At 70.9% G+C, this 22,894-nt stretch carries 20 protein-coding genes and 1 other RNA gene; 11 read left to right on the forward strand and 10 right to left on the reverse strand.

Features of this window, described 5'->3' with window-relative positions; translation table 11 throughout:
- Positions 1 to 259 precede the first annotated feature (259 nt).
- The 4 genes from gltA (at position 260) to AC2D9U_RS13460 (ending at position 5,401) form a co-directional block, all read left to right on the forward strand.
- Positions 260 to 1,567 carry a citrate synthase gene (gltA, locus tag AC2D9U_RS13445; RefSeq protein WP_484749758.1) on the forward strand — a complete coding sequence of 436 codons (1,308 nt, stop codon included), beginning with the start codon at positions 260 to 262 and terminating at the stop codon, positions 1,565 to 1,567.
- A 410-nt stretch (positions 1,568 to 1,977) separates the two neighbouring features.
- Positions 1,978 to 2,640 carry a hypothetical protein gene (locus AC2D9U_RS13450; protein ID WP_484749759.1) on the forward strand — a complete coding sequence of 221 codons (663 nt, stop codon included), beginning with the start codon at positions 1,978 to 1,980 and terminating at the stop codon, positions 2,638 to 2,640.
- Between the two features lie 99 nt (positions 2,641 to 2,739).
- Positions 2,740 to 3,729: an ABC transporter substrate-binding protein gene (locus AC2D9U_RS13455; protein WP_484749762.1), complete on the forward strand. Its 990-nt coding sequence runs from the start codon at positions 2,740 to 2,742 to the stop codon at positions 3,727 to 3,729.
- A 7-nt stretch (positions 3,730 to 3,736) separates the two neighbouring features.
- Positions 3,737 to 5,401 carry an ABC transporter permease gene (locus AC2D9U_RS13460; RefSeq protein ID WP_484749765.1) on the forward strand — a complete coding sequence of 555 codons (1,665 nt, stop codon included), beginning with the start codon at positions 3,737 to 3,739 and terminating at the stop codon, positions 5,399 to 5,401.
- 1 nt (position 5,402) lies between these two features.
- On the opposite strand, the gene AC2D9U_RS13465 is transcribed toward AC2D9U_RS13460, so the two are convergent.
- Positions 5,403 to 6,224, reverse strand: a complete 822-nt coding sequence (locus AC2D9U_RS13465; protein ID WP_484749769.1) for a sulfite exporter TauE/SafE family protein — start codon at positions 6,222 to 6,224, stop codon at positions 5,403 to 5,405.
- A gap of 76 nt (positions 6,225 to 6,300) precedes the next feature.
- Between AC2D9U_RS13465 and AC2D9U_RS13470 the strand changes: the two genes are divergently transcribed.
- Together AC2D9U_RS13470 and cuyB are read left to right on the forward strand one after the other, a co-directional pair.
- Positions 6,301 to 7,071, forward strand: a complete 771-nt coding sequence (locus AC2D9U_RS13470; protein WP_484749771.1) for a sulfite exporter TauE/SafE family protein — start codon at positions 6,301 to 6,303, stop codon at positions 7,069 to 7,071.
- Entirely contained in the window at positions 7,071 to 7,796 is a 726-nt protein-coding gene (gene cuyB, locus AC2D9U_RS13475) for a cysteate racemase (RefSeq protein ID WP_484749772.1), read from the forward strand. The genes AC2D9U_RS13470 and cuyB overlap by 1 nt, the downstream gene beginning before the upstream one ends.
- Here the strand turns inward: cuyB and AC2D9U_RS13480 are convergent.
- Positions 7,769 to 8,512: a response regulator gene (locus tag AC2D9U_RS13480; RefSeq protein ID WP_484749774.1), complete on the reverse strand. Its 744-nt coding sequence runs from the start codon at positions 8,510 to 8,512 to the stop codon at positions 7,769 to 7,771. The two genes, cuyB and AC2D9U_RS13480, sit on opposite strands and share 28 nt — an antisense overlap.
- Before the next feature lie 134 nt (positions 8,513 to 8,646).
- Here AC2D9U_RS13480 and AC2D9U_RS13485 point away from each other — a divergent pair, with 134 nt between their 5' ends.
- The gene (locus AC2D9U_RS13485; RefSeq protein WP_484749776.1) at positions 8,647 to 12,600 is read left to right on the forward strand and encodes a PAS-domain containing protein; all 3,954 of its coding nucleotides are present in this window, start codon (positions 8,647 to 8,649) and stop codon (positions 12,598 to 12,600) included.
- A gap of 4 nt (positions 12,601 to 12,604) precedes the next feature.
- Here the strand turns inward: AC2D9U_RS13485 and AC2D9U_RS13490 are convergent, their stop codons facing one another.
- The 4 genes from AC2D9U_RS13490 to hflK all read right to left on the reverse strand — a co-directional run bounded on the left by AC2D9U_RS13490 (position 12,605) and on the right by hflK (position 16,087).
- Positions 12,605 to 12,844 (reverse strand): hypothetical protein, encoded by a 240-nt coding sequence (locus tag AC2D9U_RS13490; RefSeq protein WP_484749778.1) that lies wholly within the window; start codon positions 12,842 to 12,844, stop codon positions 12,605 to 12,607.
- A 101-nt stretch (positions 12,845 to 12,945) separates the two neighbouring features.
- Positions 12,946 to 14,016: a tartrate dehydrogenase gene (locus tag AC2D9U_RS13495; RefSeq protein ID WP_484749780.1), complete on the reverse strand. Its 1,071-nt coding sequence runs from the start codon at positions 14,014 to 14,016 to the stop codon at positions 12,946 to 12,948.
- Positions 14,017 to 14,111: 95 nt separating this feature from the next.
- The gene (gene hflC, locus AC2D9U_RS13500) at positions 14,112 to 15,008 is read right to left on the reverse strand and encodes a protease modulator HflC (RefSeq protein ID WP_484749781.1); all 897 of its coding nucleotides are present in this window, start codon (positions 15,006 to 15,008) and stop codon (positions 14,112 to 14,114) included.
- Positions 15,005 to 16,087, reverse strand: coding sequence for an FtsH protease activity modulator HflK (hflK, locus tag AC2D9U_RS13505; RefSeq protein ID WP_484749783.1), 1,083 nt, complete (start codon positions 16,085 to 16,087; stop codon positions 15,005 to 15,007). The genes hflC and hflK overlap by 4 nt, the downstream gene beginning before the upstream one ends.
- Positions 16,088 to 16,384: 297 nt before the next feature.
- Between hflK and AC2D9U_RS13510 the strand changes: the two genes are divergently transcribed.
- Positions 16,385 to 17,491 (forward strand): Mrp/NBP35 family ATP-binding protein, encoded by a 1,107-nt coding sequence (locus tag AC2D9U_RS13510; protein WP_484749784.1) that lies wholly within the window; start codon positions 16,385 to 16,387, stop codon positions 17,489 to 17,491.
- Here AC2D9U_RS13510 and AC2D9U_RS13515 read toward each other — a convergent pair.
- Genes AC2D9U_RS13515 through thyX form a run of 4 tightly spaced genes read right to left on the reverse strand, consistent with a single transcriptional unit; the run spans position 17,481 to position 20,126 of the window.
- Positions 17,481 to 18,371 carry a ribokinase gene (locus tag AC2D9U_RS13515; RefSeq protein WP_484749785.1) on the reverse strand — a complete coding sequence of 297 codons (891 nt, stop codon included), beginning with the start codon at positions 18,369 to 18,371 and terminating at the stop codon, positions 17,481 to 17,483. The genes AC2D9U_RS13510 and AC2D9U_RS13515 overlap by 11 nt on opposite strands.
- The gene (locus AC2D9U_RS13520) at positions 18,368 to 18,973 is read right to left on the reverse strand and encodes an HD domain-containing protein (RefSeq protein ID WP_484749786.1); all 606 of its coding nucleotides are present in this window, start codon (positions 18,971 to 18,973) and stop codon (positions 18,368 to 18,370) included. Before AC2D9U_RS13520 ends, AC2D9U_RS13515 begins: the two co-directional genes overlap by 4 nt.
- Positions 18,974 to 18,982: 9 nt before the next feature.
- Positions 18,983 to 19,198: a hypothetical protein gene (locus tag AC2D9U_RS13525; protein WP_484749788.1), complete on the reverse strand. Its 216-nt coding sequence runs from the start codon at positions 19,196 to 19,198 to the stop codon at positions 18,983 to 18,985.
- Positions 19,188 to 20,126 (reverse strand): FAD-dependent thymidylate synthase, encoded by a 939-nt coding sequence (gene thyX, locus AC2D9U_RS13530; RefSeq protein WP_484749789.1) that lies wholly within the window; start codon positions 20,124 to 20,126, stop codon positions 19,188 to 19,190. Before thyX ends, AC2D9U_RS13525 begins: the two co-directional genes overlap by 11 nt.
- A gap of 65 nt (positions 20,127 to 20,191) precedes the next feature.
- Between thyX and ssrA the strand changes: the two genes are divergently transcribed.
- The 3 genes from ssrA (at position 20,192) to AC2D9U_RS13545 (ending at position 22,799) form a co-directional block, all read left to right on the forward strand.
- Positions 20,192 to 20,506, forward strand: a transfer-messenger RNA (tmRNA) gene (gene ssrA / locus AC2D9U_RS13535).
- 51 nt (positions 20,507 to 20,557) lie between these two features.
- Complete coding sequence (locus AC2D9U_RS13540; RefSeq protein ID WP_484749791.1) at positions 20,558 to 21,091, forward strand: SspB family protein; 534 nt, start codon at positions 20,558 to 20,560, stop codon at positions 21,089 to 21,091.
- Positions 21,092 to 21,140: 49 nt separating this feature from the next.
- Positions 21,141 to 22,799, forward strand: coding sequence for a fumarate hydratase (locus tag AC2D9U_RS13545; protein WP_484749792.1), 1,659 nt, complete (start codon positions 21,141 to 21,143; stop codon positions 22,797 to 22,799).
- Positions 22,800 to 22,894 lie beyond the last annotated feature (95 nt).

Genomic DNA, 22,894 nt, shown 5'->3' on the forward strand with positions numbered 1-22,894 from the left:
CTGGGGGGCGCCTGGACTGGTTGCGGGGGAACGGGCTGTGGCGGAAGAAAGAACCAGTGCAGGAAAGGATAGAGCCCCGAACGCCCGCCCGCCACACCGAAATGCCCCGTCGCATCGCGACGACGCCGGGCGGCGTTGCCAAAGGGCCGAACCCGACCCTATCGTGCAGTGCACCATAATGGCGTCGCGTGCCCGCCCTGCCACAGGGGATAAGGCCACGGCCCCCTGGCTGACCAGTGACCTCTGAGGAAGCAACAGCATGACCGCAACGCCGAACGGCACCGTCACCTTCACCCTCGATGGCACCAACCGCAGCACCAAGCTGCCGGTGCTCAAGGGATCCGTCGGGCCGGATGTCGTGGACATCCGCAAGCTCTACGCCGATCTGGGCGTTTTCACGTTCGACCCCGGCTATGGAGAGACGGCCAGCTGCGAGAGCCAGATCACCTACATCGATGGCGATGAGGGCGTGCTGCTCTATCGCGGCTACCCCATCGAGCAACTGGCCGAGCACAGCGACTTCATCGAGGTCTGCTACCTGCTGATGAATGGCGAGCTGCCGAACGCCAAGGAGCTCGTCGAGTTCCGCAAGGGTGTGACCTACCACACCATGGTGCATGAGCAGATCCGCCGCTTCTTCGACGGCTTCCGCCGCGACGCGCACCCGATGGCGGTGATGTGCGGCGTGGTCGGCGCGCTCGCCGCCTTCTATCACGACAACCTCGACATCAACGACGCCCGCCAGCGCGAGATCGCGGCCTTCCGCCTGATCGCGAAGGTGCCGACCATTGCGGCCATGGCCTACAAGTACTCGCTCGGCCAGCCCTTCGTGTATCCGCGCAACGACCTGAGCTACGCGGCGAACTTCCTGCACATGCTCAACGCGGTGCCGGCCGAGCCCTACAACGTCTCGCCCACCCTGGCGAAGGCGATGGACCGCATCCTGGTGCTGCATGCGGACCACGAGCAGAACGCCTCGACCTCCACGGTGCGCCTCGCCGGCTCGACGGGGGCGAACCCCTTCGCCTGCATCGCCGCCGGCATCGCCGCACTCTGGGGCCCGGCGCATGGCGGCGCGAATGAGGCCGTGCTGAAGATGCTGGCCGAGATCGGGCATGTGGACAACATCCCGGCCTTCATCGAGAAGGTGAAGGACAAGAACTCCGGCGTGAAGCTGATGGGCTTCGGCCACCGGGTCTACAAGAACTTCGACCCGCGCGCGAAGATCATGCAGCAGAGCTGCCACGAGGTCCTGGCCGAGCTCGGCATCAAGGACGAGCCGCTGCTGGACATGGCCATGGCGCTCGAGAAAGTGGCGCTGGAGGACGAGTATTTCGTCAGCCGCAAGCTCTACCCGAACGTCGATTTCTATTCGGGCATCATCCTGAAGGCGATGGGCATCCCGACCTCCATGTTCACGGTGATCTTCGCCGTGGCGCGGACCGTGGGCTGGGTCTCGCAGTGGAAGGAGATGATCGAGGATCCCTCCCAGCGCATCGGCCGTCCGCGCCAGATCTACACCGGGCCCTCGACGCGCGACTACAAGCCGCTGGGCGCCCGCGGCTGAGGCCACCCCCCTTCCCCGCAACACCCCGCGTGGCGCGAGCCCCGCGGGGTTTTTTGTGGCCCGGGCGCAGCCGCGGGCGGGCGCGGCGCGGACACATCGCCGCAAGTCCTCATCCACGAGCATGCAATTGCCGTCAGCCCGGCTGCAATTGCGGGCCGCCGGGCCTGCAATTGCGGATGGCCTGCAAGCAATTGATCTATTGGGGAAAACCTCGGTCGCGCAATTGCGGCCACCGGGAGCGGGTTGGAACGTAAGGTGATTCGGCGGATTTTCGCTCTGCGACGGCCCCGGGATTCTACAACCTATCCGCGAAATTCATGGGCCAAAGGTAAACAATCCCCTTGAATTCGCGCCTCACTCGGGGAATCAATCTACTCAGGGTTGATATCCACAGGGGGAGTTTGCACTTCATGCGAGAAGTTCAGCGAGTCATCGGCGGCAAGGTCCTGGACGAGCTGGTCCGCAACCGCCTGCGCGCCTGGCCTCAACGCCCGCCCGGCGCCGTCCGCACGCCCAAGCAGCCCGGCACATGGCTCCGCGGCAGGCCCGGCGAGCCGAGCCGCGAGGCGACACCCGCCGCCGCCCCCTTCCTCAAGCTGCCGGGCAGCGCGACCTACCGCACGCTGCCCGACGGGCTGTGGCTGCATTTCAGCCCCGACCCGGCCGACCGCTACGCCGACATCCTCTGCATCGAGGCCTGCGGCTCGGTCGCCAACCTGCAGGACAAGCGCGCGAGATTTGCACCTTCGACGACATCCTTGCTGGTGGTCTGCCCGCTGCGCTGGTTGCTCGAGCCGGTGGAGCCCAACGACCCCACCCAGCGCTGGCGGCTGATCCGCCTGCTGCGCGCCGAACCGCGGGAGGCGCTGGTGCTGCCGGTGCGCGATGTGCGCGTGCTCTACGGGCTGAAGGAGCGCGACTACCAGGGCTTCGCCCGGCACCAGATGCCCCAGCCACATGAGTATTTCTGCCCGATGGGCGCACTGACTGCCGAGCGCAGCCACGAGCATCCGGACATGACCGCCCTGATCGGTCGCGCCAGCGCCACGGCGAACTTCATGACACCGCCTTGACGGGGCACCGACACAGGAAGTTCACACTCCCCCCCTGCCCGCCGCGCCCGCGCGCCGCTAGATCGTGCGGAACGTGACATCGCCTTGAGGGGGAAGACAATGCGCAGGCGTGAGATCGGCATGGCGGCGATGGGCCTGGCGGCGGCAATGATCCGCCCCGCGGCCGCGCAGGAGGTTTCGGGCAACCTCGTGCTCTACACCTCGCAGCTCGAACCCGACGCCGCCGGCACGGTCGAGGCCTTCCGCCGCCGCCACCCTGCCGTGCAGGTGGAGTGGATCCGCGGTGGCACGGGCCAGATCATGACCCGGCTTCGGGCCGAGATCGCCGCCGGCGCCCCACGGCCGGACGTGCTGCTGCTCGCCGATACCCTCACCTTCGAGGGGCTGAAGGCGGAAGGCCGGCTGCGCGCCAGCCCCGAGGTACAGCTCGGCGGCACGCCCGCCGCGCAGGTCGATCCGGCGCGGGCGCATTTCGGCACCAAGCTGATCACCACGGGCATCATGCACCATGCCCGCGCCCCCTTCGTGCCGCGCCGCTGGGCCGACCTGGCGGAGCCCCGCGCGCGCAACCAGGTGGCCATGCCCTCGCCCGCCGTCTCCGGCGCGGCGGCCATCCACATCCTCGCCCTGGCACAGAACCCCGCCCTCGGCTGGCCCTATATCGAGCGGCTGGTCGCCAATGGCGTGCAGGCGCGCGGCGGCAACGGCCCGGTGATGCAGGCCGTGGCCGGCGCCGAGCGCGCCTTCGGCATCGCCATCGACTACCTGCCGATCCGCGAGGCGCGCAACGGCGCGCCCGTGCGCTTCGTCTTCCCCGAGGATGGCGTCTCGGCCATCACCGAGCCGGCAGGCATCCTCTCCACCGCCCGCAACGTGCCGGCGGCGATCGCCTTCGTGAACTTCCTGCTCTCGCGGGAGGGGCAGGAGCTGGCCTCCCGCCAGGGTTTCCTGCCGATCGACCCGGACGTGGCCCCCCCGCCGGGCTTCCCCGATCCGAAGTCGATCCGCGTGATGCCGCTCGATTCCGCGCGCGCGGCGGGCGAGCAGGCGGCCGCCCTGGCGCGCTTCGCGCAGCTCGCGGGCGGCTGACAGGGGCTTGATCGGCACGGCGGAGACCGGCGGCGCCGGGCCGGGCCGGCTCGTGCTGGGCCTTGGCCTGGTCTGGGTGCTGCTGATCGGCGCCCTGCCCCTGGCGCGGCTGCTGGCCGAGGCGCTGGGCGGGTCGGCGATCGCGCAGGTCCTGGCGGAGCCCGCGGTGTGGCGCGCGGCGGGGCGGACGCTGGTGGTGGCGCTCGGTGCGGCGGCGCTCGCGACGCTGATCGGCGCCGCCCTCGCCTGGGCGCTTCTGCTGCGCGGCCTGCCGGGGCGCGGCGTGCTGATCTTCGCCGCCATGCTGCCGGTGCTGATCCCGGCGCAGATCATGGCGCTGGGCTGGATCCAGGCGGGGGGCCCGGCCTCGCCGCTGCTGCTCGCCCTCGACCTCGCCCCCCCGATCGGCACGCCCAACCCGATCTACGGGCCGGGCGGGATGATTGCGCTGCTCGGCGTGCAGGGCGCGCCGCTGGTGCTGCTGGCCCTGGCCGCCCTGCTGCGGCGCGTGCCGGGCGAGGTGGTGCTGGCCGCGCGCGGCCTCGGCGCGGGGCCGGAGGCGGCGCTGCGCCGCGCGGTGTGGCCCCTGCTCGCCCCCGGGCTGCTGGCCGGGGCGGGGCTCGCCTATGTCGCCGCACTCGGCAATTTCGGCGTCGGCGCGCTGATCGGCATCCCGGCGCGTTTCACGGTGCTGACCGTGGTGATCTGGCAGCGCCTGTCCAGCGGCGGGGCGGCGGCGCTGGAGCAGGCAGCCGCGCTCGCGCTGCTGCTGGCCGTGATGGCCGCCCCGGCGCTGGTGCTGCAGGCGCTGGCGGCGCGGCGCGCGCCGGGCGGCGGGCGGCAGGCCTTCGCGCCCCTGCCGCTCGCGCGCGGGCAGGGCTTCGTGCTGGCGGGCGTGCTTGCCTATCTCTTCGTCGTGCTGGCCGTGCCGCTGCTGGCGCTGCTGGCCGCGGCGCTGGTGCCGGCGATGGGGGTGGAACTCTCGGCCGCCACCGCCACGCCCCGGCATTTCCTGGCCGCCCTGGCGCCAGGGGCGCATACGGCGCCCGCCTTCGGCAATTCGCTGCTGCTCTCCTTCGGCGCGGCGGCGCTGCTGGCGCTGGCGGCGCTGCCGCTCGCGCTCGGGATGCGCGCGCGGGCGCTGCGCGTGGCAACGACAGCGCCGGATTTGGCCTATGCGCTGCCCGGGGCGATCACCGGCGTGGCGGCGATCCTGGTGGTGCTCGCCCTGCCTGGCGGGGGGGCGATCTATGGCACGCTCGGGCTGATCCTGTTTGCCTATCTGATGCGCTTCCAGGCGCTGGCGCTGCGCCCGGTGGCCGCCGCCGCCGCGCGGCTCGACCCCACGCTGGACGACGCGGCGCGCGGCATGGGCGCGGGGCCCTGGCGGCGGCTGTTCCGCGTGCACCTGCCGCCGCTTGCCCCCGCGCTGGCGGCAGGCGGGATCCTGGTGGCGCTGACGGCGGTGAACGAGGTGACGGTCTCCGCCCTGCTCTATGGGCCGGGCACGCAGACGCTGGGCGTGCTGGTCTTCGGCCTGCAGGAGAGCGGGCAATCGCCGCTCGCCGCCGCGGTTTCCTGGCTGGCGCTGCTGCTGATGGCGGGGCTGATGGCGCTCGCCACCCTCGCCGCGCGCCGCCTGCCCGCCGGGACCCTGCCCTGGCGGCCGTGAGTCACGTTGCCAGGCTCCAGAACATCCGCAGCACCGTCAGCCCCAGGAACACCGCGAAGCAGCGCTTGAGCAGCAGCGGCGGGATGGCATGCGCCAGCTTCACGCCCCAGGGCGCGGCGAGCAGGCTGGTGGGCACGATCAGCGCGAAGCCGATCAGATTCACATAGCCCAGGCTGAGCGGCGGCAATTCAGGGTTGCCCCAGCCGCCATAGACGAAGCCGATCGTCGCCGGGATCGAGATGATGATCCCGAAGGCGCTCGCGGTCGCCACCGCGCTGCGGATCGGCGCGCCGAACATGGAGAGGATGGGCACGCCCACCGTGCCGCCGCCAATGCCCATCATCGCGCTGACCGTGCCGATGAAGCCGCCGATGCTGTGGCGGCGCTTGCCGGTGGGGAAGCTCTCCCGCAGCCGCCAATCCACCCCCGTGAAGCCCATGTTGATCGCCACCGCCAGCGCGATCACCGCGAAGACGGCGGTGTGCACGCTGCCCACCACCACTATGCCCAGCAGCGTGCCCAGCAGCACCCCTGCCGTGATCGAGGGCACGAGCGAGGTCAGGAGCGGCACATCCATCGTCCCCTTGGCGAAATGCTTGCGCGCCGACTGGATCGAGGTGGGGATGATGGTGGCGAGCGAGGTGCCCACGGCGAGCTTCATCTGCACGCTCTCCGCGATGCCGAAGAGCGGGAAGATGCTGAACAGCACCGGCACGATCACGATGCCCCCGCCCACGCCAAGCAGCCCCGCGAGCAGGCCGGAGGCGAGCCCCGTTCCGGCCATGGCGGCGGCCAGCCCAAGAAGCCACAAACTGTCAGTCATACCGGGGATGCGCCTCTGACCATGTCGTGCAATGCTGCGGTGCAATACACGCCCAGGCGCAGGATGCCAGCCCAGCATGTCGATCATTGCCGATCCCTGGTTCTGGATCCTCGCCATCCCCGCCGTGCTGCTGAGCGGAATCTCCAAGGCGGGATTCGCCTCCGGGGCGGGGAATTCCATGATGCCGCTGATGTCGCTGGTCATCCCGGCGCCGCAGGCGGCCGGCATCGCGCTCCCGCTGCTCTGCGCAATGGACATCGCCTCGCTGCGGGCCTGGTGGGGGCGATGGAGTGTCGCGGAGCTGAAGGTGATCCTGCCCGGCGGGCTGCTGGGCGTGGCACTCGGCGCGGCGGTGTTCGGGCTGATGTCGGATGCGGCGGTGAAGCTGATGGTGGGCGTGATCGCGCTGGTCTTCCTCGCGCGCAGCCTCTGGCAGGGCCGGCCCGGCCGCGCCACGCCGCCGCCGGCCCCGAGCAGCCGGGCGCGGGGCGGGTTCTGGGGCATGGTCTCGGCCCTGACGAGCACCATCGCCCATGCCGGGGGGCCGCCGCTCGCGGTCTATCTCTACCCGCTGCGGCTGGATCGCGCGGTGCTCGCGGCGACCACCGTGGTGTTCTTCGCCGTGCTGAACTACCTCAAGCTCATTCCCTATTTCCTGCTCGGGCAGCTTTCCCTGCCCAACCTGCTGACATCGCTGCTGCTGCTGCCGCTGGTGCCGCTCGGCGTGCGCATGGGCATCTGGCTGCAGGCGCGGATGAGCGACCGGATCTTCTACCGCCTGATCTATGCCATGCTGGCCGTGACCGGCACGAAGCTGGTCTATGACGGGCTGCGGGGGTTGGCGTGATGGCGGAGAAGATGCTGGGCGTGCTGGGCGGCATGGGACCGCTGGCCTCGGCGCAGTTCATGGCGCGGCTGACCCTGCTCACCCCCGCCCTGCGTGACCAGGACCACCTGCCGGCCGTGCTCTGGTCCGACCCGCGCGTGCCCGACCGCACGGCGGCACGCCTGGGCGGCGGGGCGGACCCGCTGCCGGCGCTGCTGCGCGGACTCCGCGGGCTGGAGGCCGCGGGCTGCGGCGCCATCGCCATCCCTTGCAACACGGCGCATGGCTGGTTCGACGCCATGCAGGCGGCCACGCCCCTGCCGATCCTGCACATCGTCGATGCGGCGGAGGCCGAACTCAGGCGCCTGGGCGTCGCGCCCGGCCCGATCGGGCTGATGGGCACCGCCGCCACCCTGGCGATGGAACTCTACCAGCAGCGCCTGGCCCCGCGCGGCTGGACCTGCCTGACGCCCATGCCGGCCGAGATGGCGGAATTCGTCACCCCCGCCATCGCCCGGGTGAAGGCCAATGACGTGCACGGCGCCTATCCGCCGCTGGCCGAGGTGGCGCGCCGGCTGCACGCGCGCGGCGCGCGGGCGGTGGTGCTGGGCTGCACGGAGATCCCGCTCGGCATCGCCGCCGGCCCCGCGCTGCCCTTCCCGGTCTGCGACACGATCGATGCCCTGGCCCGCGCGGCGCTGGCCTGGGCCGGCTTGCCTCAGACGCCTTCGGGGTCGAACAGGTAGCCCACGCCGCGCACCGTGCGGATCGCCATCGGCCGCGCCGGGTTGCGCTCGACCTTGCGGCGGATGCGCATGACGCGCAGGTCGATGGCGCGGTCGAAGGCCTCGGGCTCGTCCTCGCCCGAGATGCGCTCCAGCAGCCAGTCGCGGTGCAGCGCCTTGTTGGGGTTCTCGGCGAGCAGCTTCAGCAGGGTGAACTCGCCCTCGGTCAGCGTGTCCTCGCGCCCCTCATTGGTCACGAGCAGGCCGCGCTTGAGGTCGAGCACCGCCGCGCCGATGCGCACCCGCCCGGGCGGCAGGGCGGCGGGCGCGGCCGGGGCGGCGGCCGCCCCCGGCTCGGCGCCCGCGCGGCGCATCACGGCGCGGATGCGCGCGAGCAGTTCGCGCGGCTCGAAGGGCTTGATGATGTAGTCGTCGGCGCCCGATTCCAGGCCGAGCACCCGGTCCACCAGGTCGCCCGCGGCGGTCAGCATGATGATGCCCATGGTGGGCGATTGCCCGCGCAGCCAGCGCGCGAGCGCGAAGCCATCCTCCCCGCCCGGCAGCCCGACATCGAGCAGCGCCGCATGGGGCAGGCCCGCGGCGACCGCGGCGCGGCAGGCCGCGCCATTCGCGACGCCCTCCACCGCGAATCCCTGATTGGTCAGGTAGGCGCAGACCGTCTCCCGCTGGAACGGGTCGTCCTCGACCACCAGAAGGTTCGTCTGGTCCCCTGACATGCCCAAGCCACCCTTTCTGCGGGCCGGAGAGTGCCGATGGCCGCGAGTCCCGTCAAACGACATCGCGAAACAGATGAAACAATTCAGCCACGCCGTGAAATACGGAACCATCAGCAACCGTGCATGATGCCGCCATGCTCGCCCTATCTCCGGCGCCCGCCGACCTGGCGCCTGTCGACATCGCTGCCCTGCAGGCGGAGGCGCTGGCCAATCTGGCCGGCCCCTTCGCGCTGTTCGCCGCCGATGGCCGCCTGGTCTCGGCGAATCGCCAGATGGCCCGGCTGCTGCCCGCCGAGGACCCCGCCTTCGGCCCCGGCGCGACCCTGGCCGGGCTGCTCGCCGCGCTCAGCCGCCACGGCGCCGGCCAGAACCAGAGCCTGCCGGACCCGACCAGCTGGATGCCCGGCCCGATGGAGACCGAGCGCGCCGCCACCTGGCGCGGCGCCGATGGCGTGTGGTTCCGCGTGCATCTGCGCCGGATGGAGCGCGGCTTCGTGCTCTCCGGCGCCGAGGTGACGGAGTTCAAGCAGCAGGAGGAAGAGCTCTCCGCCGCGCGCACGACGCTCGAGACGGTGTTCGACCACATGACCGACGGCGTGGTCATGTGGGATGCCGAGATGAAGCTGCAGTTCTTCAACAAGGAGACGCTGCGCGTCGGCGAGTTCCCGCTGCACATGGCCTACAAGGGCGTCGATGTGCGCGAGGTCATGCGCTACCAGGACCGGCGCGGCGAATTCGGCCCGCCCCCGAAGGACGAGGCCGAGCTCGAGGCGCGGGTCGCCTACCGCGCCAACCTGCTGAACCGGCCGGGCGGCGTCTCCTACATCCGCCAGACTCCCTCGGGCATGTGGCTCGAGGTCAAGACCATCCCCGTCGCCGGCGGCGGCACGGTGCTGATGTATCGCGACGTGACCACGCTGAAGCAGCGCGAGCAGGAACTGGCAGCCGCGCGCGCCATGCAGCAGCTCATCCTCGACAGCATGACCGATGGCGTGGTGCTGCTCGACCGCGACCTCACCTTCCTGCTCGGCAACGAGGCCGCGAAGCGCTTCCATGACCTGCCGGAGGAGCTCGCCACCCCCGGCGCCTCGGCGGTGGAGGCCATGCGCTACCGCGTCCGGCGCGGCGAGTTCGGCCCGCCGCCTACGGACGAAGCGGCCTTCGACGCGCTGGTCGACCGCCTGCTGCACATCGCGCGCAACCCCGGCGGGCCGCCGCAGCAGCGCCGCGCGGCCAGCGGCGACTGGATCGAGGCCTCCTCCGTCGCCACGCCCGATGGCGGCACGCTGGTGATCTATCGCGACATCACCGCGCTGAAGCTGCGCGAGGAGGAATTGCAGGCCGCGCGCGCGACGCATGAGCTGGTGCTGGCCAGCATGAATGACGGGCTGATCCTCTGGTCGCCCGATTTGCGCGTGCGTCTCGCCAACCGTCAGCTTGCCGCCTTCTACCTCATCCCCGAATCGCTGAGCCAACCCGGCACGGATGGGCGGGATATTCTGCGCCTGATGATCCGGCGCGGCGATTACGGCCCCCCGCCCGCCGAAGGCGCGGCGCTGGAGGCGATGGTGGAAGCGAAGGCCGCCGCCATCCTCAACCCGACCGAGGAACCCGACATCCGCCGTTCCCCGGCCGGCTTCTGGATGGAGATCACGCGCCAGAAGCTGGCGGATGGTTCCGTGCTCTCCTCCTACCGCAACATCACCCGCCTGCGCGCGCGCGAGGAGGAGCTCGCCATCGCGCGCGACACGGCGAACGAGGTCAGCGCCGTGCTCTCCGCCACCATCGAGCACATGGCGCAGGGGCTGATGGTGCTGGACCCCGACCAGCGCGTGCAGGTGCTGAACCGGCGGGCCCAGGAATTGCTCCGCCTGCCGCCGCACCTCGCCCGCGTCGGGGCGACCCTGGCGGAGATCGCGACCTGGCAGCTCGCCCAGGGCGAATACAACCTCACCCCAGAGGCGCGCGCCCGGGCCGAGGCGGTGGCGCGCGGCGGGCAGATGCAATCCGCGCATTACGAGCGCGAGCGCCCGGACGGCACGGTCATCGAGATCAACGCGGTGCGGATGCCCGATGGGCGCAGCGTGCGCACCTTCACCGACGTCACCGAGCGCCGCCGCCAGCAGGCCGCCCTCGCCGCCGCGCGCGATGCGGAGAAGGCGACGGGCGATGCGCTGAGTGCGACGATCGAGCACATGGCCCAGGGGCTCGTGATGATCGCGCCGGACCGGACCGTGCGCGTCATCAACCGCCGCGCCATCGAATTGCTGAAGCTGCCGCCCGAACTGGCCCACCCGGGCGTGACCTTCGCGGACCTCGTCGCCTTCCAGCACGCCCGCGGCGACTATGAATTCTCCCCCGTGCGCATCGCCGCCGCCGAGCGCGCCATCGCCGGCCTGCCGCTGGAGGAGGAACGCTATGAGCGCCCCCGCCGCGACGGCACGGTGATCGAGGTGCACGCCCGCCACATGGAGGATGGCGGCGCGGTGCGCACCTATTCCGACATCACCGAAAGGAAGCGCCAGGAACAGGCGCTGGCCGCGACGCGCGACGCGGCGGAGGCCGCCAACCGCGCCAAATCCGCCTTCCTCGCCGCGATGAGCCACGAGATCCGCACGCCGATGAACGGCGTTCTGGGCATGATCGAGGTGCTGGAACGCACGCCCCCCGGCCCCGCCCAGGCGCGCTGCGTGGCGGTGATGCGTGAGAGCGCCGGCGCGCTGCTGCGCATCATCGACGACCTGCTCGATTTCTCGAAGATCGAGGCCGGGCGGATGGAGCTGGAATCCCTGCCCTTCTCGCTGCGCGGGCTGGTCGAGGGCGCGGTGGACACGCTGGCGGTGGAGGCCAAGCGCAAGGGCCTGCTGCTCTTCGCCGACCCGCTCGGCCCGCCCGGCCCGACTTCGCCGGACATGCTGGCGGGCGACCCGGTGCGGGTGCGCCAGATCCTGTTCAACCTGGTCGGCAACGCCATCAAGTTCACCGATATCGGCTTCGTGCGCCTGCGCGCCTCCGCCAGCCGCGAGGGCGATGCGGTGGTCGTGACGCTGATGGTCGAGGATAGCGGCGTGGGTATGACCGAGGAGCAGCTCGGTAAGCTCTTCCAGCCCTTCGTGCAGGCCGATACCTCCACGACGCGGCGCTTCGGCGGCACGGGGCTGGGCCTGTCCATCGTGCGGCGCCTCGCGCAGCTCATGGGCGGCGATGTGGGCGTGGAGAGCACGCCCGGCCGCGGCAGCCGCTTCACCGTCACGCTGCGCCTCGCCGCCGCCGAGCACCAGGAAGCGCTGCCGCCCACCCCGATGACGGTGCTGGCCGCCCCGGCCGAGGGCGAGGCCGCGCCGCGCCTGCTGGTGGTGGACGACCACCCGGTGAATCGCGAGGTGCTCGCCCGCCAGCTCGAACTGCTCGGCTGCACCGCCGAGATGGCGGAGGATGGCGCCCAGGCGCTGGCGCTGTGGCGCACGGGCCGGCACCGCGTGGCGCTGGTGGATCTGCACATGCCGGTGATGGATGGGCTCGACCTCGCCCGCGCCATCAGGCGGGAGGAAGCCGCCACGCCCGGCGCGCCGCGCACGGCCCTGATCGCGGTGACGGCCAATGCGCTGAAGGGCGAGGATGAGCGCTGCTATGCGGCGGGGATGGATGCCTTCCTGCCCAAGCCGCTGGCGCTGGAATCGCTGGCCCGCACGCTCGGCCGCTTCCTGCCGCGCGAGGCCGCCCCCGGCGAGGCGCCGGCGGCCCCCGCCGAGACCGCGGCGCTGTTCGACCCGGAGACGCTGCGCCAATTGTTCGGCGCCGACCCGGCGCGGCTCTCAGGCCTGCTGCGCAGCTTCCGTGAGGGGCTGCAGCGCGATTCGGAGGCCGTGGCCACAGCCCTATCGGTGGGCGACCTTGCGGCGGCGGCGGCGGCGGCGCATCGGCTGAAGGGGGCGGCGCGCATGGCCGGCGCCCGGCCGCTCGCTGATCTGCTCGCCCGCGTCGAGACGGCGGCGCGCGGGGGTGGCTTCGAGGAAGCGGCGCGCGTGGCCGCCGACCTGCCGGCGCTGTCGGAAAAGACGCTCGCCGCCGTCCAGGCGGCGGGCTGAGCGGTCAGTCGCAGGCGCAGCCGGGCGCGGGGCTGCGCTCGGCACGGACCACATGGTGGTCGATCCACTCCGCCACCAGGCGCCGAGCCTCATCCACCGAGGCCTCGGGGTGGTGGATCCGGTAGAGCGTGGTGCAGGCGGTGAAGGCCGGCAGATCCGCGCTGCCGCCCTCCCGCAACTCGCGATAGGCCGTGACCACGGCGCGCTCGCAACGGCGGGCGATGTGGCTGTAATCGCGACCCATGCTGTGCCGACCTCCTCGGGGATGCGTCAGTTGAGAACCGTTCTCATCTGACGCCCTGTTATACGCTGCGCCCCCTGCCCGCTTCAAGAGCGCGCGGCGGGTCAGCCCCGCGCCACGGCCTCGGCGATGGCGCGGCCCACATCCTCGGTGCCGGCATTGCCGCCCATGTCGCGGGTGCGCGGCCCGCCCTCGGCCAGCAGGCGCTCGATGGCGTCGGTGATGGCATCGGCCGCGGCCTTCTCGCCCAGATGCTCGAGCATCATCGCCCCCGACCAGATCTGGCCGATCGGGTTGCAGATGAACTTCCCCGCGATGTCGGGCGCCGAGCCATGCACCGGCTCGAACATCGAGGGCGCGGTCTTCTCGGGGTTGATGTTGGCACTCGCCGCGATGCCGATGGAACCCGCCACGGCCGGGCCGAGGTCGGAGAGGATGTCGCCGAACAGGTTGGAGCCCACCACGACGTCGAACCAGTCCGGGTGCTGCACGAAATGCGCGCAGAGGATGTCGATGTGGAACTGGTCGGTCGTGACCTCGGGATAGGACTTCGCCATCGCCGCGAAACGCTCGTCCCAATAGGGCATGGTGAAGGTGATGCCATTGGACTTGGTGGCACTCGTCAGCTTCCGGCGCGGGCGCGTCATCGCCAGGTCGAAGGCGTATTTCAGGATCCGGTCGGTGCCGATGCGCGTCAGGATCGATTGCTGGGAGACGAATTCGCGGTCCGTGCCCTCGAACATGCGCCCGCCGACGGAGCTGTACTCGCCCTCCGTGTTCTCGCGCACGACGTAGAAATCGATCTCGGCCGGGGTGCGGTTGGCGAGCGGCGTGCGCGCACCAGGCAGCAGCTTGCAGGGGCGAAGGTTCACATACTGGTCGAAGCCGCGCCGGATCGGGATCAGCAGGCCCCAGAGCGAGACATGGTCCGGCACGCCGGGCCAGCCCACGGCACCCAGGAAGACGCTGTCCGAGCGGCGAAGCTGGTCGAGCCCATCCTCGGGCATCATCCGCCCGGTCCGGGCATAGGTCTCGCAGGACCAGTCGTAATGGGTGAGTTCGAGGTCGAAGCCGAAGCGCCGCGCGGCGGCATCCAGCACGCGCAACCCTTCGGGTACGGTTTCCTTGCCGATGCCATCGCCGGGCAGGACGGCGATGCGGTGCTTGCGGGTCATGGGGCGTTCCTCTGTGGCGTGGGCCGCAGAGTGCCTTGCCCGCCTTCAGGCGGGAAGCCGGCCGGGGGGTGGAAAGCGCCCCCGGCCGGTATCCGTCAGCGCGGCGCGGCGGGCTGGCGCAGCGGCGCGGGCATGCTCTCGCGGAAGAAGCGGAAGAACTCGCTGTCCGGGGAGAGCAGCAGGCGGGTCTCGCCCCCCTCGCCGAAGGCCTCGCGATAGGCCTGCATGGTGCGCCAGAACTGGAAGAAGTCCGGGTCGCGCTGGAAGGCATCGGCGAAGATGCGGATCGCCTCCTGCTCGCCCTGGCCGCGCAGGATGTCGGCCTGGGCCTGGGCCTCGGCGATCAGCACGGTGCGTTCGCGGTCGGCACCGGCGCGCACGCGCGCGGCGACTTCCGCACCCTCGGCGCGGGCCTCGCGCGCCACGCGCTCACGCTCGGACTGCATCCGGTTGAGGATGGCCTGCGTGTTCTCATCCGGCAGGTCGGCGCGGCGGATGCGTACATCCGTCACCTCGATGCCGAAGCGCCGCGCCTCCTCGTTCACCTGCCGGCGGATCTCGGCCATGATTCGCGTGCGGTCCGTGGAGAGCACGGAGAGCAGCGGCTCATTGCCCAGCACGCGGCGGAGCGAGGAGGTGACGATGGAGTTCAGCCGCGCGCGGATGCCCGCCTCGCTCGCGCCCGCCGTCTGGAAGAACAGCAGCGGGTCGGTGATGCGGTAGCGGGTGAAGCTGTCCACGATCAGCCGGCGCTGGTCGCCGAGAATCACTTCCTCGCCCGGCGCGTCATAGTCGAGCAGGCGGCGGTCGAAGGTGATGACGGACTGGATGAAGGGCACCTTCACCTGCAGCCCCGGATCCCGCACCACGCGAATCGGCTGGCCGAACTGCGTGATCAGCACCTGCTGCGTCTGGTGCACGGTGAAGAGGGAGGAGGAGGCGATGACAAGGCCGACCGCCACCACCATCAGCGCAATCAGGGCGCGGTTCATCGAACGATCCCCTGCGGGCGGGTGGGTGCGAAATTGCTGGCCGGCGGCGGGGCCTGCGGCGCGGGCAAGGGGCGCACCGCCTGCGTGGCCGCGGCGGCCGGGCCGCGTGCGGCGTCGTTGAGGTTGAGCAGCGGGATCACGCCCTGCAGCCGGTCATCGACGATGACCTTCGGGTTGCGACGGAGGATTTCCTCCATCGTCTCGATGTAGAGGCGCCGGATCGTGACATCCTGCGCCGCCTGATAGGCGGTGAGCACCGAGACGAAGCGCTGCGCCTCACCGGTGGCGCGCGCCGTCTGGCTTTCGCGGAAGCCCTGCGCTTCCTGCACCATGCGCTCGGCCTCGCCGCGCGCGCGGGGGATGATGTCGTTGCGGTAGCTCTCGGCCTCGTTGCGGGCGCGCTCGCGGTCGGCATTGGCGCGCTGCACGTCGCGGAAGGCATCCACGACGGTTGCCGGCGGGTCCACCTTCTGCAGCTGCACCTGCGCGATCTCGATGCCCGCGCGGTACTGGTCCATGATGCCCTGCAGGCCGGTGCGCACATCCTGCTCGATCTGCGCGCGCGCCTCGGTGAGCGCGGGCTGGATCGGCGTGCGGCCGATGATCTCGCGCATCACGCTCTCGGCGGCGGATTTCACCGTCTGCTCGGGGTTGCGCGTGTTGAACAGGAACTCCCCGGCATCGCGGATGCGCCAGAAGACGGCGAAGTCGATGTCGATGATGTTCTCGTCGCCGGTCAGCATCAGGCTTTCGGCCAGCACATCGCGCGAGGCGACGACACGCTGGTTCTGCCCCGGATCGGCGGCGCCGACGAAGCCGACATCGACGCGGTTGATGCGCGTCACGCGCGGCGTGGTCACCGTCTCGATCGGCCAGGGGATGTGGTAGTTCAGGCCGGGCGGCGCCGTGCGGTCGAAGGCGCCGAAGCGCATCACCACGCCCTGCTCATCCGGGTTCACGCGGTAGAAGCCCGAAGCCGCCCAGACGCCCACCAGCACGAGGCCAATGAGGGCCAAGCCCTTGCCGCCCGCGCCGCGCGGCAGGTAGCGCCGCACCGCATCCTGCGCCTGGCGGATCATGTCATCGATATCGGGCGGCCCGCCGCGTCCACCGCCGCCACCGCCACCGCCCTGGCCACCACCGGATGGCGGCTGCGGCGACCCCCAGGGCCCACCCGGACGGGGATTACCCCATGGGCTCGGACCGCCGCTGTTGTTCCACGCCATCGGGCTGAAGGCCTCCTTGAATTCGTTCTGGTCCTTTGCCACGCCTTCTCCCGTTCGGGGAGGGGTGCAGCGCGCGTCGCAAACCGCCATATGAGCGTTCTGTCACGCGGTTGCGGCCGATGTCGGGGCCACAAGGGGATATTTCAAGCGATGAGCGAGAAGCTGGAACAGGCGGTGCGGGCCGCGCTGCAAGGGGTGCGCGACCCGGCCACGGGCCGCGATGTGGTCAGCGCCGGCATGGTGGAGGGCCTCACGGTCAAGGCTGGCATGGTGCAATTCGCCCTGCAGGTGCCGCGTGAGCGGGCGCGGGAGAGCGAATCGCTGCGCGCGGCGGCCGAGCGCGCGGCCGGCGCGGTGCCGGGCGTGCTCTCCGCCACCGTGGTGCTGACCGCGCATAACCCGGCCGCGCCCCCGCAAGCCAAGGCTGAGCCCGCCAGGAAGGGCCCGCCCGGCCAGGGGCCGATGCTGCTGCCCGACGTGACCTCCATCGTCGCCGTCGCTTCCGGCAAGGGCGGCGTCGGGAAATCCACCACCGCGGTGAACCTCGCCGTGGCGCTGGCGATGCAGGGGCTGAAGGTCGGGCTGCTCGATGCCGACATCTACGGCCCCTCCCTGCCCCAGATGCTGGGCACCAAGGAACGCCCGCGCGCCGATGGCCAGCGCATCCAGCCGCTGACCCGCTGGGGGCTCAAGGCCATGTCCATCGGCTTCCTGGTCGAGGAAGAGACGCCGATGATCTGGCGCGGGCCGATGGTGATGGGCGCGCTGGAGCAGCTGATGGGCCAGGTCGAGTGGGGCAGCCTCGACATCATGATCGTGGACATGCCGCCGGGCACGGGCGATGCGCAGCTGACCATGAGCCAGCGCGTGCCGCTCGCGGGCGCGGTCATCGTCTCCACGCCGCAGGATGTGGCGCTGCTGGATGTGCGGCGCGGGGTGAAGATGTTCGAGCGCGTCGGCGTGCCCGTGCTCGGCCTGATCGAGAATATGAGCTTCTTCTGCTGCCCCAATTGCGGCCACCGCACCGACATCTTCGGCCATGGCGGGGCGGAGGCCGATGCGGCGCGGCTCGGCGTGGAGTTCCTCGGCGCGCTGCCGCTCAAGCTGGCGATTCGCGAGCTGGCCGATGCCGGCACCCCCATCGTCGCCGCCCTGCCCGAGAGCGAGGAGGCCGCGATCTACCAGAAGATCGCCACCAGCCTGCGCGGCAAGCTCGCCGAACGGGCGGCGGCGGGGCCGAAGATCGTTATCGAGTGAGCAGGAAGGCCGCCGTCTCCGCCTTATCGGGGTAGGAGGGGGCGGCGCCCGGCCGCGTGCAGGCCAGCGCCGCCGCCGCCGCGGCGCGGCGCAGCGCGGCGGGCAGGTCCATCCCGCGATCCAGCGCACCGGCCAGCACGCCGCACCAGCAATCGCCCGCGCCGGTCGTATCCACCGCCGTGACCGCGAAGGCCGGCGCGGCGACAAGCCCCGTGGCGGTGGCGACCACCGCCCCCGCCTCCCCCATCGTCACCGCCACATCGACGCCGAGCGCGCCGCGCAGCGCCCCCGCCGCCGCCGCCACGCCGAGACGATCCGCGAGGACCCCCGCCTCATGCTCATTCACCACCAGCAGGTCGAGCGCACGCAGCGCCTCCGGCGGCAAGTCGCCCGGCGGGGCGAGGTTGAGGATCACCCGCGCCCCGCGCGCCCGGGCGCGGTGGATCAGCGCGGCGATCTCGGCAGGCGGGACCTCCATCTGCAGCAGCAGCGTGGTGCCGGGATGCAGCGCCGCGTCCTCCACCTGCGCGGCGCGGGCCTCGGCATTCGCCCCGGGCGCCACGGCGATCTGGTTGCGCCCCGCGGCATCGACGCAGATGGCAGCCGAGCCGGTGGGCTGCTCCACCTCGATCACGCGGGAGAGATCGACCTCGGCCTCGCGCAGCGCCTCGGTCGCGATGGCTGCGAGGGCGTCGCGGCCGATGCAGCCGGCGAAGGCGACCTCCGCCCCGTCGCGCGCCGCCGCCACGGCCTGATTGGCCCCCTTGCCGCCGGGCAGCGCGCGCATCCCCTGCCCCAGCACCGTCTCGCCCGGGCCGGGCAGCGCGGGGACGGCGAAGACGAGGTCGGCATTGGCCGAGCCGAAGACGAGCACGGTCATGGCGCGGGAGGCGCGAACATGTCGCCGCGCCGGGCGCGGGCGTAGAGCGCCTCGATCAGCGCGTCGAATTCGGGGGCGACGGCGCGGGCGCGGTCCATGCGGCCGCGGGTGCGCGCCTCGGCCACGCCCTGCGCCTTCCAATGCCCGCCGCTGAGGATGCCCTGGAGGAAGCCCTGGGCGCGGTCGCAGGCCATGGCGAAGCGCGCCTCGGGCGTCTCGCCGGCCTCGAATTCCTCCCACAAGGCGCGCAGCCTGGCGCCGAGATCGGGCGGCAGGGCGCCGAAGACGATGTCGGCGGCGGCCTGCTCGCGCGCCGCCTGGGTCAGCACATGCGCCTCGTCATAGGCGAAGGTGTCGCCGGCTTCGATCTCGACCAGGTCGTGCACGGCGATCATGGCCAGCACATGCGCGAGGTCCGGCTTCTCGGCCACCTCGCCCTGCAACAGCAGCGCGACGAGGGCGACGTTCCAGCAATGCTCGGCGGAATTCTCCTGCCGGCCGGTGCCGTCCGGGCCACGGGTGATGCCGCGCCGCTCGATATGCTTCAGCCGGTCGGCCAGGGCCAGGAAATCGATCATCGACTCGATGCGCGCGGGGTCCATCCGCCCTCCCTATTTCGCGGTCCAGCGGCCGAGCAGGAAGCCGAACAGCACCGCCCCGCCAAGCAGGGCGACGACCTCCCCGAACAGGGCATGGGCCAGCGGCAGGCCGATGGTGACGAGCACCACCAGCAGGGCGACCTTCCACCAGCGCTCGAGCCAGGCGAAGCGCGGGCCGGACTTGCCGCGCGCCTTGGTGCCGCGCTTGGCGGTCGCGCTAGACGGCACGCCCCAGCGTCTCCATCAATTCGCGCCATTCGCGCTTGGACAGGCCCGAGCCCTCCTGCGTCACGGCCTCGCCCGCCAGCATCCGCCGCACGATGCCGAGCATCTGGGCGGAGAGGGTGACCGCGCCCAGGCGATAGTCGCGGAAGGCGGCATAGGCGGCGGGCACCCAGGCCTCGACGGTCCTGAGCATGGCCTCGGCATAGACGCGGATCTCATATTGCGCGTGAGAGTCGGCACGCAACGATAGGAAATGAAACAGATTGTGGAGGTCGGTCTTCCAGTACCACTGGGTATAGGCGTTGAGCGTCAGGTTCATCCGCGCCAGTTCGCGCGCCAGGCCCGCACGGGTGGGGTCGGCGGGGTTGCCCTGCTCGTCCTCGTTCAACATCTCGACATAATGGTCGTAGTTGCGCGTCGCATCCTCGCGCAGCAGGTCGAGCACGCGCGCGGCCTCCGCACCTTCCAGGATGGTGCCGCGGCCCTGGCGGTTCATGGCGGATTGCGCCGCGAGGTTCTCGGGCGCGGGGATGTAGAATTCGCGGTCGAGGATCGAGTAGCGGGCCGAATACTCGTTCACATTGGCCGTGCGGTGGCGGATCCATTGCCGCGCGACGAAGATCGGCAGCTTCACGTGATACTTGATCTCGCACATCTCGAAGGGGGTCGAGTGGCGGTGGCGCATCAGGTAGCGGATCAGGCCGCGATCCTCATTCGCCGCGCGCGTGCCGCGGCCGTAAGAGACGCGCGCCGCCTGCACGATGGCGGCGTCATCGCCCATATAGTCCACCACGCGCACGAAGCCATGGTCGAGAACGGGCAGCGCCTCGAAGAGCATCGCCTCCAGCGCCGGCACGCTGGGGCGGCGCGTGCGGCCTTCGGCGGCGCGCGCGGCCTCGATCTCCTGCTGCTGCTCCGGCGTCAGAGCCATGTTCCTGCGAGTCCCCGGCGGTGGAAGGCCGGCGGTCTTACCGCGCAGCGGCACGAAAGGGCAGCCCCCTCGCAATGCCGGCCCCGATCGCCTATATCTCCGGCTGCCGGCTTGCCGGCTATGGCGATAAACACGACCTGGAATAAGCGTTGCGGACCCGGGGGCAGTGCCCGGCGCCTCCACCAACCTCTGAACGGGGTGTCATGGGGGCGAAACAGGCTCGACGTGCGTAGTAAAGGGGTCGCTTTTGCCCGGCATTGTACCGCCGTTATCGGGCTAATCTCTAAGTGCGAACGATAACAGCCGCGAGGCTGTCGCACTCGCTGCCTGAATAAGGTAAGCGCGGTTCGGGGGGCACCGGGCAACAGAAGCCCCCTACTTTCCCGGATCGGCCCGGAACCCTATTGTCCCGCCGAGCAGGGGTAGACCGCATGAGCGACGACGCCGGCCCGGCCCAAGGGCAGATCCCGTATGAACGCTGGACCGACGAGGCCCTCTACGAGGTCGTGGCCCGCGCGCTCGACCTGGCGGCGACCGAAGGCCTGCCGGGCGAGCACCACTACTACCTGAACTTCCGCACCGACCATCCGGGCACCAAGGTGCCGGGGCATCTCAAGGCGCGCTACCCGCAGGAGATGACGATCGTGCTGCAACACCAGTTCGAGGCGCTGACTGTGAACCGCGCGGCGCGGCACTTCTCGGTGCGGCTGCATTTCGGCGGCGTGCCCTCGACCCTGGTGATTCCCTTCGGCGCGCTGACCGGCTTCGCCGACCCCTCCGTGCGCTTCGGCCTGCGCTTCCAGCCCTCGATGACGGAGCCCGAGGCCCCGGCACCCGCCGCGGTCGAGGAGAAGCCCGCCAAGGCCCTGGCCCCGGAGGCGCCTGCCGCCGAGGCCCAGGCCCCCGAGGCGCCTGCCCAGGTCGTCAGCCTCGACGCCTTCCGCCGCCGCCCCGCGCGGGACTGACCCGCCGTGACACCCGACCGGCGGCCCCGCGCCGCCTGAAGAGACCACCATGACAGCGCCCCTCGCCAAGACCGCCGCCCGCCCCGAGAATTTCCGCTACAGCCCGATGTTCCCGCTGGGCGAGGACACCACGCCCTGGCGCAAGCTCGACATCGCCGGTGTCAGCACCGCCACCTGCGACGGCCAGACCGTGCTGAAGATCAAGCCCGAGGCGCTGGAGCAGCTTGCCTTCATCGCCTGCAAGGAGGTCTCACACCTGCTGCGCCCGGCGCATCTGCAGCAGCTCGCCAACATCCTCAAGGACCCCGAGGCGAGTGCGAATGACCGCTTCGTGGCCCTCGATCTGCTGAAGAACGCCTCCATCGCCGCGGGCGGCGTGCTGCCCATGTGCCAGGACACCGGCACCGCCATCGTCTTCGGCAAGAAGGGCCAGCGCGTCTGGATCGAGGGCGATGAGGAAGAGGCGCTGAGCTACGGCGTGCATCGCACCTATACCGAGACCAACCTGCGCTATTCGCAGATGGCGCCGCTCTCGATGTGGGACGAGGTGAACACCGGCAACAATTTGCCGGTCGAGTTCACCATCCTCGCCAATCCGGGCGAGCACCATGCCGATGAGCTGCATCTGATGTTCGTGCTCAAGGGCGGGGGTTCGGCCAACAAGACCTTCCTCTACCAGCAGACGCGCGCCGTGCTCAGCCCGGCCAAGCTGCTCGCCTTCCTCGAGGACAAGGTGAAGTCGCTCGGCACCTCCGCCTGCCCGCCCTATCACCTGGCGGTGGTGATCGGCGGGACGAGCGCCGAGGCCACGCTCAAGACCGTGAAGCTCGCCTCCACCAAATGGCTCGACAGCCTGCCGACCGAGGGATCGAAGGCCGGCCACGCTTTCCGCGACCTCGCCTTCGAGCGCGAGGTGCACAAGCTGACCCAGAATCTGGGCATCGGCGCGCAGTTCGGCGGCAAGTATTTCTGCCACGATGTCCGGGTCGTGCGCCTGCCGCGACATGGCGCCTCGCTCCCCATCGGCATCGGCGTGTCATGCAGCGCGGATCGCCAGATCAAGGCGAAGATCACGCCCGAGGGCATCTTCCTCGAGCAGCTCGAGCACGACCCGGCGCATTACCTGCCCGAGGCGACGGATGAGATCCTCGGCGGCGACGTGGTGAAGATCGACCTCAACCAGCCGATGAGCGCGATCCGCGCGACGCTGTCGAAATACCCGGTCAAGACGCGCGTCTCCCTGACCGGCACGGTGGTGGTCGCGCGCGACATCGCCCATGCCAAGCTGCAGGAGCGGCTCGACCGCGGTGAGGGCCTGCCCGACTACATCAAGAACCACCCGGTCTATTACGCCGGCCCCGCCAAGACCCCCACGGGCTATGCCACGGGCAGCTTTGGCCCGACCACGGCCGGGCGCATGGACAGCTATGTCGAGGCCTTCCAGAAGGCCGGTGGCTCCTTGGTGATGCTCGCCAAGGGCAACCGCAGCAAGGCGGTGCTGAACGCCTGCAAGACCTATGGCGGCTTCTACCTCGGCTCCGTCGGCGGCCCGGCCGCGCGGCTCGCGCAGGACTGCATCAAGAAGGTCGAGGTGCTGGAATACCCCGAACTCGGCATGGAGGCGGTCTGGCGGATCGAGGTCGAGGACTTCCCCGCCTTCATCGTCGTCGATGACAAGGGCAACGACTTCTACGAGGGGCTGGAATAGGCCCCCAACGGCCGCTTCCAGCGGCGCGTTGGTCTTTTTTGGCGCCCTCAAGCGCCGGGCGCGGCCATCCGGCCGCTTGGCTCGCCGCATAGGCG

The organism is Roseomonas sp. TF40 (assembly GCF_057219975.1).

Excerpts from the sequence above, each read along its gene's own strand:
- AC2D9U_RS13455 (WP_484749762.1), top strand. The coding sequence starts at position 2,740 with ATGCGCAGGCGTGAGATCGGCATGGCGGCGATGGGCCTGGCGGCGGCA.
- AC2D9U_RS13545 (WP_484749792.1), top strand. The coding sequence starts at position 21,141 with ATGACAGCGCCCCTCGCCAAGACCGCCGCCCGCCCCGAGAATTTCCGC.
- AC2D9U_RS13510 (WP_484749784.1), top strand. The coding sequence starts at position 16,385 with ATGAGCGAGAAGCTGGAACAGGCGGTGCGGGCCGCGCTGCAAGGGGTG.
- gltA (WP_484749758.1), top strand. The coding sequence starts at position 260 with ATGACCGCAACGCCGAACGGCACCGTCACCTTCACCCTCGATGGCACC.
- thyX (WP_484749789.1), bottom strand. The coding sequence starts at position 20,126 with ATGGCTCTGACGCCGGAGCAGCAGCAGGAGATCGAGGCCGCGCGCGCC.
- hflC (WP_484749781.1), bottom strand. The coding sequence starts at position 15,008 with ATGAACCGCGCCCTGATTGCGCTGATGGTGGTGGCGGTCGGCCTTGTC.
- hflK (WP_484749783.1), bottom strand. The coding sequence starts at position 16,087 with ATGATCCGCCAGGCGCAGGATGCGGTGCGGCGCTACCTGCCGCGCGGC.
- AC2D9U_RS13485 (WP_484749776.1), top strand. The coding sequence starts at position 8,647 with ATGCTCGCCCTATCTCCGGCGCCCGCCGACCTGGCGCCTGTCGACATC.
- AC2D9U_RS13480 (WP_484749774.1), bottom strand. The coding sequence starts at position 8,512 with ATGTCAGGGGACCAGACGAACCTTCTGGTGGTCGAGGACGACCCGTTC.
- AC2D9U_RS13465 (WP_484749769.1), bottom strand. The coding sequence starts at position 6,224 with ATGACTGACAGTTTGTGGCTTCTTGGGCTGGCCGCCGCCATGGCCGGA.
- AC2D9U_RS13450 (WP_484749759.1), top strand. The coding sequence starts at position 1,978 with ATGCGAGAAGTTCAGCGAGTCATCGGCGGCAAGGTCCTGGACGAGCTG.
- AC2D9U_RS13515 (WP_484749785.1), bottom strand. The coding sequence starts at position 18,371 with ATGACCGTGCTCGTCTTCGGCTCGGCCAATGCCGACCTCGTCTTCGCC.
- AC2D9U_RS13490 (WP_484749778.1), bottom strand. The coding sequence starts at position 12,844 with ATGGGTCGCGATTACAGCCACATCGCCCGCCGTTGCGAGCGCGCCGTG.
- AC2D9U_RS13470 (WP_484749771.1), top strand. The coding sequence starts at position 6,301 with ATGTCGATCATTGCCGATCCCTGGTTCTGGATCCTCGCCATCCCCGCC.
- AC2D9U_RS13520 (WP_484749786.1), bottom strand. The coding sequence starts at position 18,973 with ATGGACCCCGCGCGCATCGAGTCGATGATCGATTTCCTGGCCCTGGCC.
- AC2D9U_RS13540 (WP_484749791.1), top strand. The coding sequence starts at position 20,558 with ATGAGCGACGACGCCGGCCCGGCCCAAGGGCAGATCCCGTATGAACGC.
- cuyB (WP_484749772.1), top strand. The coding sequence starts at position 7,071 with ATGGCGGAGAAGATGCTGGGCGTGCTGGGCGGCATGGGACCGCTGGCC.
- AC2D9U_RS13495 (WP_484749780.1), bottom strand. The coding sequence starts at position 14,016 with ATGACCCGCAAGCACCGCATCGCCGTCCTGCCCGGCGATGGCATCGGC.